The sequence below is a fragment of the Neorhizobium descurainiae genome (assembly GCF_051400715.1).
In the GTDB taxonomy this organism is placed as follows: Bacteria; Pseudomonadota; Alphaproteobacteria; order Rhizobiales; family Rhizobiaceae; genus Neorhizobium.
In genome coordinates this window covers 116,210-128,094 of sequence record NZ_JBLFFK010000009.1, presented here as the reverse complement: position 1 = coordinate 128,094, position 11,885 = coordinate 116,210, and the positions used below count along the sequence as shown (strand labels likewise).

Annotated in this window: 11 protein-coding genes; 7 read left to right on the top strand and 4 right to left on the bottom strand. The window is 58.5% G+C overall.

Annotated elements, in window-relative coordinates; translation table 11 throughout:
* Positions 1–127: 127 nt before the first annotated feature.
* Positions 128–1,012: an ABC transporter permease gene (locus ACMGE0_RS17330; protein ID WP_436817118.1), complete on the bottom strand. Its 885-nt coding sequence runs from the start codon at positions 1,010–1,012 to the stop codon at positions 128–130.
* A 62-nt stretch (positions 1,013–1,074) separates the two neighbouring features.
* A complete protein-coding gene (locus ACMGE0_RS17325) occupies positions 1,075–2,076 on the bottom strand; it encodes an ABC transporter substrate-binding protein (protein WP_436817117.1) in 1,002 nt (333 codons plus the stop codon).
* 252 nt (positions 2,077–2,328) lie between these two features.
* On the opposite strand from ACMGE0_RS17325, the gene minC reads away from it, so the two are divergent.
* From minC to ACMGE0_RS17290, 7 genes are all read left to right on the top strand, one after another.
* Positions 2,329–3,054, top strand: a complete 726-nt coding sequence (minC, locus tag ACMGE0_RS17320) for a septum site-determining protein MinC (protein ID WP_436817116.1) — start codon at positions 2,329–2,331, stop codon at positions 3,052–3,054.
* A gap of 32 nt (positions 3,055–3,086) precedes the next feature.
* Positions 3,087–3,902: a septum site-determining protein MinD gene (gene minD, locus ACMGE0_RS17315; RefSeq protein ID WP_436817115.1), complete on the top strand. Its 816-nt coding sequence runs from the start codon at positions 3,087–3,089 to the stop codon at positions 3,900–3,902.
* Positions 3,899–4,159, top strand: coding sequence for a cell division topological specificity factor MinE (minE, locus tag ACMGE0_RS17310; protein ID WP_436817114.1), 261 nt, complete (start codon positions 3,899–3,901; stop codon positions 4,157–4,159). The genes minD and minE overlap by 4 nt, the downstream gene beginning before the upstream one ends.
* Positions 4,160–4,624: 465 nt before the next feature.
* Positions 4,625–6,568 carry a PrkA family serine protein kinase gene (locus ACMGE0_RS17305; RefSeq protein WP_436817113.1) on the top strand — a complete coding sequence of 648 codons (1,944 nt, stop codon included), beginning with the start codon at positions 4,625–4,627 and terminating at the stop codon, positions 6,566–6,568.
* 30 nt (positions 6,569–6,598) lie between these two features.
* Positions 6,599–7,876, top strand: coding sequence for a YeaH/YhbH family protein (locus ACMGE0_RS17300; RefSeq protein WP_436817112.1), 1,278 nt, complete (start codon positions 6,599–6,601; stop codon positions 7,874–7,876).
* Positions 7,873–9,441, top strand: coding sequence for a SpoVR family protein (locus ACMGE0_RS17295; RefSeq protein ID WP_436817111.1), 1,569 nt, complete (start codon positions 7,873–7,875; stop codon positions 9,439–9,441). The genes ACMGE0_RS17300 and ACMGE0_RS17295 overlap by 4 nt, the downstream gene beginning before the upstream one ends.
* A 268-nt stretch (positions 9,442–9,709) precedes the next feature.
* Entirely contained in the window at positions 9,710–10,147 is a 438-nt protein-coding gene (locus ACMGE0_RS17290; RefSeq protein WP_436817110.1) for a hypothetical protein, read from the top strand.
* A 216-nt stretch (positions 10,148–10,363) separates the two neighbouring features.
* On the opposite strand, the gene ocd is transcribed toward ACMGE0_RS17290, so the two are convergent.
* The gene (ocd, locus tag ACMGE0_RS17285) at positions 10,364–11,434 is read right to left on the bottom strand and encodes an ornithine cyclodeaminase (RefSeq protein ID WP_436817109.1); all 1,071 of its coding nucleotides are present in this window, start codon (positions 11,432–11,434) and stop codon (positions 10,364–10,366) included.
* Between the two features lie 130 nt (positions 11,435–11,564).
* The gene (locus ACMGE0_RS17280) at positions 11,565–11,828 is read right to left on the bottom strand and encodes a helix-turn-helix domain-containing protein (protein ID WP_436817108.1); all 264 of its coding nucleotides are present in this window, start codon (positions 11,826–11,828) and stop codon (positions 11,565–11,567) included.
* Between the last annotated feature and the right edge of the window lie 57 nt (positions 11,829–11,885).

Here is an 11,885-nt window from a genome sequence, read left to right as displayed (position 1 = left end):
AGCGAAGTCGGCCGCGGAGACAGGATTGTTTCTCCGCAATCGAGCGATGGCGACTTTTATTATGGGGTTGCTTTTCAGGCGCGCGCCGGATCCGCACATGTGACTGCGCGGCCCGATGGCGACTTCATCAATGGAGCGTTTCGGTATGTCGTTGAAGGCGTCGGCCATAAGCCTGGCTGATGCGGTCGAAGACGATCGCAATGCCGACGATCGCCAGGCCGTTGAAGATGCCGAGCGTGAAATACTGGTTGGCGATGGCCTTGAGCACCGGCTGCCCAAGCCCCTGGACTCCGATCATCGAGGCGATCACCACCATGGCCAAGGCCATCATGATCGTCTGATTGATCCCCGCCATGATGGTCGGCAGTGCCAAAGGCATCTGCACATCGCGTAATTTCTGCCACGCCGAAGAGCCGAATGCATCAGCGGCCTCCAGCACTTCCTTGTCCACCAACCGGATACCGAGATTGGTCAATCGAATCATCGGCGGGATCGCATAGATGACGACGGCGATGAGGCCTGGGACCTTGCCTATGCCCAGCAGCATCACCACCGGGATGAGATAGACGAAGCTCGGCATCGTCTGCATCACGTCGAGAACGGGGTTCACCATGTTCTGCAGCCTTTCGGAGCGTGACATGGCTATGCCTATGGGAATTCCGACCACGATCGAAAGCACGGTGCAGACGAAGATCATCGACATGGTCTTCATCGTGTCTTCCCACATGTCGAAATAGCCGATGGCCAGAAGCGTCGCGACGCAGCCGACGACGATCTTCCAGTTCCGGCTGGCGAACCAGGCTATGAGGGCCACGGCAATGATGATGAGCGGCCATGGCGTTCTGACCATGATCCGTTCGGCATGGATGAGGAAGAACTGAAGCGGGTCGAAAAAGGACTCTATCGCGTCGCCATAAGTGCGCGTAAACGCGCGGAAACCGTCATCGATGCCCTTTTTCAGGATGCGCAGCGTTTCGTCATCCATATGAGGAAATTTGGCTAACCATTCCATCCGCGGCTCCATCTCTGCGCGGTGACCCATCGCACGCGCCGGCGTGCGATAGGGTCAGGTTGTTAAAGGGCGGCCTTGATCTTCTCGGCTGCTTCCGGTGTCACCCATTTCGTCCAAATATCCTCATGCTCCTTGAGGAATTGCTTGGCGCCGTCATCACCGCTCGACTGGTTGTCGGTCATCCAGGCCATCAAGGCGTTCACCGTGTCGTTGCTCCAGGAACGCGTGTTGAGATAGGCCATGACGTCCGCTCCGGCCCGATCGGCGAACGATTTCGTAACGAGCGTCTGCACCTTGTCCTTCGGCCAGTCATTGGGCTTCGGATCGGGGCATTCCGCAACGGTATTGCACCGTTTCCATTCAGCCGCATCGACGGGAACGCCATGGCCGAGCTTCACCATCTGATACTTCCCGAGGAGAGCCGTCGGTGCCCAGTAATAGCCGACCCAGCCTTCCTTGCGTTCATAGGCTTTTGCAATCGAGCCATCGAGGCCTGCGGCCGATCCCGTATCGACGAGCGTGAAGCCGGCCTTCTCGGCACCATAAGCCTTGTAGAACTGCGTCGTTGCGACTGTGCCGCCCCAGCCCTGCGGGCCGTTATGGACGGCTCCCTTGCTTGAGTCCTCAGGGTCCGGGAAGAGTTCGGGATGCTTCAGGGCATCCTGTATGGTCTTGATGTCCGGATGAGCGTCGGCGATGTACTTCGGGATCCACCAGCCCTGAACCGCTCCGTCGGAGAGCGCAACTGCCGCTCCGACCAGCTTGCCCTCCGCAATGCCCCGGTTCACCACTTCCGGGAGAAGGTCGACCCAGCCCTCCGGTGCGATATCCGGCTCGCCCTTTTCGACCATCGAGGTGATCGTGGGGACGGTGTCGCCCACGATGATTTCGGCATTGCAGCCATAGCCTTCGTTCAGGATGAACTTGTCGAGGCTCGCGAGCACTTCTGCGCTTTGCCAGTTCATGCTTGCAATCGTCACCTCGCCGCAATCCGCGGCATTCGCCTGTGCTCCCAGCACGAGGACGCCCAAAGTCAGGCAGGTCGACGCGAGAAGTTTTTTCATTTCTCAGTTCCCTCTTTTGTTCGGTCTTTTTCAGAGGAGACAGGTCCACCGCTCCCAAGCCAAGTCTTGCAGGGTCTCAAGACAACGCTGTTTCAAATACGCCGCTGCCGGTTCTTTTTCCGTCAAACCCACCGATTGGCCGGGAACCGGGCTCGCCGCGGGTTCCCGGATGTCGGTGCTCGGCGAAGACCGGATGTTAACGACTTGTTAACCATGACGGCGATAGACATGGGCAACGAATTATTTACGTAGATGACCAAAGTGCTAACAGACGCTCGCTCGATCCGTATCAAGGGCCGCTCTTTCCTGGCGGTTGTGCTTTCTCCGGACCTTCCTTTCGACGAATGGTTGACTCGTCTCGACGATCTGGCCGCACGGTCGGCCGGGTTCTTCCTGGGAAGACCAGTCGTGCTCGACGTGACGGACTTGCCGATCGACCGGGCGCAGTTAAAGGACCTCATCGGAGAACTTGCCAAGCGCAGCGTGACCATCATGGGTATCGAGGGCGCGCGCCCGTCGATCCTCGGGCAGGGCATGCCGCCTGCGCTCAAGGGTGGCCGGCCGGCTTCCGATGAAGCCGTTGCCAAGGAGCCGATCGTCGAATTGCGCAACACCGAGACCAGGCCGGCAATGGAGAGCCGCCCGGCCCTTCAGTCCATCATCATCCGGGAGCCCGTGCGTTCAGGGCAATCGGTAATCTTTCCGGAAGGCGATGTCACCGTCATCGGCTCCGTCGCGTCGGGTGCCGAGATCATCGCCGGAGGGTCGATCCACATATACGGGACGCTGCGCGGGCGCGCCATGGCAGGCTCCGTCGGAAACGCCGCTGCGCGCATCTTCTGCCGAAAGCTGGAAGCCGAGCTGCTTGCGATCGACGGCATCTACAAGATGGCGGAAGACATGGCCCCTGGCCTTCGCGGACGATCTGTCCAGCTCTGGCTCGAAGGCGAGGCCATCATGGCAGAGACACTTATCTGAGCCGGAGACCGGGCAGGAAACAGGAGAGAAAGATGGGGAAAGTCATCGTAGTCACTTCAGGCAAGGGTGGGGTCGGCAAGACGACCTCCAGCGCCGCGCTGGGCGCCGCTTTGGCCCAGAGAGGCGAGAAAGTGGTCGTCGTCGACTTTGACGTCGGCTTGCGGAACCTCGACCTCGTGATGGGCGCGGAACGAAGGGTTGTCTACGACCTGGTCAACGTCATTCAGGGCGAAGCCAAGCTCACGCAGGCGCTCATCCGCGACAAGCGGCTCGAGACCCTCTTCCTGCTGCCGGCATCGCAGACCCGCGACAAGGATGCCCTGACCCCGGAGGGCGTCGAGCGGGTCATGACCGAACTGAAGCGTGTCTTCGACTGGGTCGTTTGCGATAGCCCCGCCGGCATCGAACGCGGAGCGACGCTCGCCATGCGCCACGCGGACATGGCGGTCGTGGTGACCAATCCGGAGGTCTCTTCGGTACGGGACTCGGACCGTATCATCGGCCTGCTCGACTCAAAGACGCTCAAGGCGGAACGCGGCGAGCGCATGGAAAAGCATCTGCTCCTGACCCGCTACGATCCCAATCGCGCGGAACGGGGCGACATGCTCAAGGTCGAAGACGTCCTGGAGATCCTGTCGATCCCGCTTATCGGCATCATCCCGGAAAGCATGGACGTCCTGCGCGCCTCCAATATAGGTGCTCCGGTCACCCTGGCGGATGCTCGCAGCGCACCGGCGATGGCTTATTTCGACGCCGCCCGCCGGCTGGCCGGCGAGGTGCTGCCGATCACCATCCCCGGCGAAAAGCGGGGCCTCTTCGGCAAGATCTTCGGAAGGAGGGCCGCATGAGCATTTTCCAGCTTTTCCGAAAGCAGCGTTCTGCGCCGATGGCGCGCGAACGCCTGCAGGTGCTTCTCGCCCACGAACGTGCGTCTTCGGGGTCGGATCTGGTATCCGTGCTTCGTGAGGAAATTCTGGCCGTGATCGCGAAGCATGTTCAACTCGACAATGACAAGGTCCAGGTAAAGATGGATCGCGACGAGCATGTCTCCATCTTGGAGATCGACGTCGAGATTCCCCTGGATGCGGCGATGCGGGCTGCATAGTCGGCCGGCGACCGCCGCTCGCATGCTCACGTCCCATCTAACGATAGCCGCCGGAGAAAGTCGCGGACGAGCGACCTCCTCCGGCCGCTTGACCTCGACAGCGTCGCCCTGTCCACCATCGAGGTAGCCGCAGCAGCGCAAAATCCGCTGCGTTCCGCAGGAAATCGTACATTTCTCATGCGCCATCGCGACCAAGGCTGGCTGCCTTATCAGTTTCGCTTTTGCGACTGAACAATTTCCCCCATACTGCGTTCAAACCTTATGTCCACGGACCGGAAGCCATGCATACGCTTCTTTGGGAAGAGACTAAGTAAAAAGGACCTGTGAATGCACATTTTTGTGCATTGCCATGAAAGCGCTGCGGGTGTCGTATTACTTACGAAAATGTTGATTCTCAATGAATTGCCGCAGCGTTTCTGATCTCTGCGGCAATCGGGCAGTGGCACAACCTTGACTGGAGGCCCCATGCTGAGTGAATCCCTGTTTGATGCCTTTACGCGAAGCTACGAAGCGCGGCGAGAGACCGATATGTCGATCGCCGACTATCTAGCGTTGTGCAAGAAGGACCCGATGGCCTATGCCAACGCGGCGGAGCGGCTGCTGGCGGCGATCGGCGATCCGCAGATGCTGGACACCGCCAAGGACGCGCGGCTCGGCCGGATCTTCATGAACCGGACGATCCGGGTCTATCCGGCCTTTTCCGGCTTCTACGGCATGGAGGAGACGATCGAGCGTATCGTTTCCTTCTTCCGGCATGCGGCCCAGGGACTGGAGGAGCGTAAGCAGATCCTCTACCTGCTCGGGCCGGTCGGTGGCGGCAAATCCTCCCTTGCCGAACGGCTCAAACAATTGATGGAGGTCAATCCCATCTATGTCCTGAAGGCGGGCGACGAGATCAGCCCCGTTTTCGAAAGTCCGCTCAATCTCTTCGATCCGGTCGCCATGGGACCGCTGCTGCTTGAGCAGTACGGCATTCCGACGCGCCGCCTGAGCGGGCTCATGAGTCCCTGGTGCTTGAAGCGGCTCGATGAATTCGGAGGAGACATAAGCCGCTTCCGCGTGGTGAGGATGCAGCCTTCCCGGTTGCGGCAGGTGGCGATCTCCAAGACGGAGCCGGGCGACGAGAACAACCAGGACGTTTCCTCGCTGGTCGGCAAGGTCGATATCCGTAAGCTCGAAAACTACTCGCAGAACGATCCGGATGCCTACAGCTATTCCGGCGGGCTCAATCGCGCCAATCAGGGCCTGCTCGAATTCGTCGAAATGTTCAAGGCGCCGATCAAGATGCTGCATCCGCTGCTGACGGCCACCCAGGAAGGCAACTACATAGGCACCGAGAATATCGGCGCCATTCCGTTCTCGGGGGTCATTCTCGCCCATTCGAACGAAGCCGAATGGCAGAGCTTCAAGGCGAACAAGAATAACGAAGCCTTCATCGACCGCATCTGCGTCATCAAGGTGCCCTATTGCCTGCGGGTGATGGAAGAACAGAAGATTTATGAGAAGTTGATCGAAGGCTCGGAGCTGGCGGATGCTCCCTGTGCTCCGGCGACGCTTGAAATGCTGGCCCGCTTTTCCGTGCTTTCCCGCCTCCGCAAGCACGAGAACTCGACATTCTTCTCCAAGATGCGTGCCTATGACGGAGAAAACCTCAAGGAAACCGATCCGCGGGCCCGGAGCGTTCAGGAATATCGGGATGCCGCCGGTGTCGACGAAGGCATGGACGGAATATCGACACGTTTTGCCTTTAAGGTCCTTGCTTCGACCTTCAACCACGACACTACAGATCTCGGCGCCGATCCGGTCCATCTGATGTATGTTCTGGAGCAAGCGATCCGCCGGGAGCAGTTTTCCGAAGAGACCGAGAAGCGATACATGGAGTTCATCAAGGCCGATCTCGCCCCGCGTTATGCCGAGTTCATCGGCAACGAGATTCAGAAGGCCTATCTGGAATCCTATGCCGATTACGGGCAGAATCTCTTCGATCGCTATGTGGATTATGCCGACGCCTGGATCGAGGATGTCGACTTCAAGGATCCGGATACCGGCCAGCTTCTCGATCGGGAACTGCTCAACCAGGAACTGACCAAGATCGAAAAGCCCGCCGGGATCGCCAATCCGAAGGATTTCCGCAACGAGATCGTCAAATTCTGCCTGAGATCGAAGGCCAGCAACGGCGGCAAGAATCCTTCATGGACGAGCTACGAGAAGATCAGGGAGGTCATCGAGAAGAGGATGTTCTCGCAGGTGGAGGATCTCTTGCCGGTAATTTCCTTCGGTTCGAAAAAAGATGGTGAAACCGAAAAGAAGCATAGCGAGTTTGTATCACGCATGACCGCCCGCGGCTATACCGAGAGACAGGTTCGGCGGCTCGTGGAATGGTACATGCGGGTAAAGCAAGCAGGTTAGGATAAACCTCGTGCTCACGCAGGAGCCAACATGCACATCATCGACCGGCGGCTGAATCCGCGCGGTAAAAGTTTGGAAAATCGGCAGCGGTTTCTTCGGCGCGCAAAGGACGCCGTGCAGCAAGCGGTCAGACGATCCCTGCAAAGCCGTAACATCCGCGATGTGCTTGACGGCGGTGAGGTCACCCTGCCGATCGACGGTATGGCCGAACCGAGTTTTCACAGAGGGGAAGGTGGCATTCAGGATCAGGTTCTGCCCGGCAATCGCGCTTTCGTCGAAGGCGATATCATCCCGCGTCCTCCCGGGCGCGGCGGCGGCAGGCCGAAAGAAGCCGGCGAGGGTGACGGTGAGGATGGCTTTCGTTTCGTGCTGACCCGCGAGGAGTTCCTTGCGGTTTTTCTCGACGATCTCGAACTGCCGGATTTTGCCAAGCGGCGGCTCAGCGAAACCGAGGAAATGAACCCGGCACGGGCCGGCTTTTCGATCTCCGGCTCGCCTTCGAATATCTCCATCGATCGCACGACACGGCTGGCGATGATGCGGCGCATTGCGTTGCGGCGCCCCAAGCCCGCGGATATAGAGGCATTGCAGCGGGAGATCGAAGAGTGTGACAGCGAGGAGAAGCGCCTGTTGCTGGAGGCGAAGCTCAAGTCTCTGACGGACAAGATCAGGCGCATTCCGTATGTCGATCCCGTGGATGTGCGTTACCGCCGCTTCGAGAACGAGCCGAAGCCCGTCGTGAAGGCCGTCATGTTCTGCCTGATGGACGTGTCCGGATCGATGTCGGAGCATATGAAGGATCTGGCAAAGCGCTTCTACCTTCTGTTGTATCTTTTCTTGTCTCAGCGTTACGAGAAGGTCGAGATCGTCTTCATTCGGCATACCGAAAAGGCCGAAGAGGTCGATGAGGAGACCTTCTTCTATGGTCAGACGACGGGGGGCACCCTGGTCTCAAGCGCGCTTGCGGCCATGCGGTCCATCGTTGACGCACGTTTCGACCCGACGGAATGGAATATCTATGCGGCGCAAGCCTCCGACGGTGACAATTCCTACAGGGACGAAGGCGCGACAGGTCATCTGCTGCAACACGAGATTTTGCCGCTCTGCCAGTATTTCGCCTATATCGAGGTTGGAGAGGAGGAGAGCGATTCCTCGATGTCCAACTCTCCTCTCTGGAGCCTGTATGAGAGCATTCGCTCCGAGTTGCTCCCCCTGGCGATGCGCAAGGTCTGCCGGAAGAACGAAATATTCCCGGTTTTTCACGACCTCTTCCAGAAGCGGCAGGCGCATTCGAAGGCGACGCCATGACCAAGATAGGAAGGCAGAAAGAGCGATTGCTCTTCGACGGCGCTGAGTGGGATTTCGCGACGCTTCAGCGCATCCATGACGCCTGCGAGGAGATCGCGCTTGGTGAACTCGGGCTGGATGTCTATCCCAACCAGATCGAGGTGATCACGGCGGAGCAGATGCTGGACGCCTATTCGTCGACGGGCATGCCGCTCTTTTACCGTCACTGGTCCTTCGGCAAGCATTTTGCCCATCATGAGGCCTTCTACCGCCGCGGAATACGCGATCTCGCCTATGAGATCGTCATCAACTCATCGCCCTGTATCTCCTATCTGATGGAGGAAAACACCGCGACGATGCAGACATTGGTCATCGCGCATGCCGCCTTCGGCCACAACCATTTCTTCAAGAACAATTATCTGTTCAAGCTGTGGACGGATGCCGAAGGCATCCTCGACTATCTGGATTTCGCCAAGGGCTACATCGCTCGTTGCGAGGAGCGCTATGGTGAAACTGCGGTGGAACGGACCCTTGATGCGGCCCATGCGCTGATGTCGCACGGCGTGCATCGTTATGCCGGCAAGACGAAGGTTGACCTACGGCAGGAGGAGCGGCGCCAGCAGGAGCGGCGGGTCCACGAAGAGCAGGTCTTCAACGATCTGTGGCGAACTGTGCCGACCGGTCCCAAACGCAATGCGGCCGACATCGATATCGAAAAACGGCGTGCAGCGCTCGGCTTGCCACAGGACAACATTCTTTATTTCCTGGAGAAGTCGGCTCCCCGCCTGCAGCCGTGGCAGCGGGAAATCCTTCGCATCGTTCGGCACGTCGCACAATATTTCCATCCGCAGCGCCAGACCAAGGTGATGAACGAAGGCACGGCGACCTACGTTCACTACAAGATCATGGAAAGGCTGCATGAACGCGGACAACTCAGCGATGGACACTATTTCGAATTCCTGAAGTCGCATACCAATGTGGTTTTTCAGCCCGCCTACGACGATCGCCGCTTTTCCGGCTTCAATCCCTATGCCCTTGGGTTTGCGATGATGCGGGATATCGAGCGCATCGTCACGGCCCCGACGGATGAGGATCGCGACTGGTTTCCCGATATCGCCGGCAGGGGAGATCCTATGCAGGTTCTTCGCGGGATCTGGGCCGATTATCGGGATGAGAGCTTCATCAGCCAATTTTTGAGCCCGCACCTTATTCGCCAATGGCGTCTCTTCCAGCTTCATGACGATCCTGAGATAGACGAAGGGATTTTGGTTTCGGCGATCCACGACGAGCGTGGTTACAAGTACGTCCGCCGTCAGCTCGCGCGCGAATATGATATTGGCTGGACGGATCCCGGAATAGATATCGTCGACGTCGATCTCGCTGGCGACCGCCGCCTGCTGCTGCAACATCGCGCGCCCAATGACTGGTTCCTTGAGGAGGGCGAGACCAAGCTCGTCCTGCAGCATCTGGCCGATCTCTGGGGCTACGATGTTCTACTGCAGGAAGTCGATGGCGCCGGAGGGGTGGTGAAAGAGCATGTAGCGCATCCGCGCCAAGCTTTGTACCGCGCTTCCCGGGTCGCGTAAGAGCCCGCTGTAACGGGTACGGATTGTAAGGCTCTTGGCCTGGAACCGCGCAGGGCCGCCTGTCTCGTCGGTATCCGATTTGAGTCGAAGATATCTCCAGCCTCCTGCGTGGGGAACGGCCAGCCGCCTGCGGTAATAAATCTCATCAATTTTGTGGTTGAGGGGCGATGGCCGATAACGTTAACGCTGATCGTGATTGGACATTTGAAGCTGTCTGAGCCACGCTAGCAGTGGGACGGGCGTCTATTTTTTTAAATAGGAGGCCGTAATGGAACAGCATGCAGTCGATCAGTTGAAGGCCATCGCCAAGATCAACCGCACCTATCCTTGCTCCGAAATGTCGCGCAATGAACGGCTTGAGCGGTGGGCCGAGGTTCTGGAGCGTGACCCTGATCGATCTCTCAACACGCTTCGTGAAACCGAATACCAGCCGGCGGACATGCGGGCTGCCATGCGTGATGACGGAACAGCGATCTCCGTTGCCTTCGCGGATCCGGTCTTGCGTGAAGCGGGCCTGGAGAACGATACCTATGGTGAAGCTAAACGATTTTTTGAACTGACCGACTGGCAGTTGCATCGATTGGTTTGCTTTTGCCATTTTGGAGGACGCGTGAGCTCCGGAACGATCGCTCATCATGTGCGCTTGATGGCGGCCCGCGAGTCCAATGGCATCCTTGCTCGCTTGTTCGCTTTCTTCGGACGATAGGCCGCTGCCTGCTTTCGAGGGTCGATCATCGCACGGCTGCTTAGCCACGACGTTTGCAACCGCCCGTGACGAACGGTTCGGTGATGCCAACGCTTTCCGCTTAACCTCTCTGCCTCGTTCCGGATGAACGACGAGGGGAAACGGCGGCGCGCACCATCTCCTGCAATCGAAGTCAGTCGGCGCTGCCTGCAAACGATATTGATCAGCCCTGGCCGCTCAGCGCGAAACCAATTGCCCCTTGAGAGCCTGCCGGCGCAGCAGCATTCCGAAGAGATCTCTCGGTTCGTCGGGATCGGCGAGCAGATCGAGATTCTCGTAGAGGCCGGTGCCGGCAAGCTGGTCGCGGACATAGCGTAGCGCTGAAAAATCCTCGATTGCAAAGCCCACGCTGTCGAACAGCGTCACTTGACCTGCATCGTGCCTTCCCACTGCGGCACCGGCGATGACCTGCCAGAGTTCCGTGACGGGATGGTCCGCGGGCATCTGCTGGATCTCACCTTCGATGCGAGTCTGCTGCGGATATTCAACGAAGATGTCGGAACGCAGGAGGATGTCCCGGTGCAGCTCCGTCTTACCGGGGCAGTCGCCGCCGACCGCATTGATATGCACGCCTGAGCCGATCATGTTGTCGGTCAGGATAGTGGCATTCTGCTTGTCCGCCGTGACCGTGGTGATGATTTCAGCACCTTCGACCGCCTCTTCCGACGAGGCACAGGCGCGAATGTCGAAGCCGAGGCCCTGAAGATTGTGGGCGCAGCGTTCGGTGGCGTGCGGATCGATGTCGTAGAGGCGGAGCTTTCTGACGCCAACCAGCGCCTTGAAGGCGATCGCCTGGAACTCGCTCTGCGCGCCGTTGCCGATGATTGCCATACAGTCGGCATTTTCCGGAGCAAGGTATTTGGCCGCCACCGCGGAGGTTGCCGCCGTGCGCAGCGCCGTCAGGATGGTCATTTCCGAAATCAGCAGCGGATAGCCGCTGTCGACGTCCGACAGAACGCCGAAGGCCGTGACCGTCTGGCGGCCGCTGCGGGTGTTCTTGGGATGGCCGTTGACGTATTTGAAGCCGTAGAGCGTGCCGTCGCTGGTGGGCATCAGCTCGATGACGCCTTCGTGCGAATGGGATGCAATGCGCGGCACCTTGTCGAAAGTTTCCCAGCGGCGGAAATCGGCCTCGATATAGGCCGAGAGTTCCTTGAGGAAAGTCTCGACGCCAATGTTCAGCACCAGATCCATCATGTTCTCGACGCTGATGAACGGTACGATGTTCAGATTGGGCAAGACTGGCATTCCCGGATTCTCCTTGCTTCGCGGCGATTGCTTTCAAGGATTTCAGCGCCCTTCGCCTCCACGAATAGGCTGATAGCTATCCTATGATACCTCCATCGCCGCGCGGCACGCCATTGAATCTCCTGCTTGCTTACGCTTGGGAGCCATGTTTCGGACATATGCCGATATTATTACCTTCGATATTGATAAACGTCAGGCCGCCGTTTTCGAAAGCGAGGCGCAACTGCGCTTCCGTGGCGCGATGCACATCGTGTCGGCTACCCTCGTAATCACGTATCGTACTGCGCGACACCCCAGCCCGATCAGCAAGATCCGACTGCGTCCAATCCAGAAAACCACGAGCTGCCCGACACAGAGCCGGCGTCAAAATCTTCGGGTGGTCGGCTTGACCCATCGCTGAATACTACCCATATTGGTCAATATCTTTCATATATGGTATTTCAGATCAAAT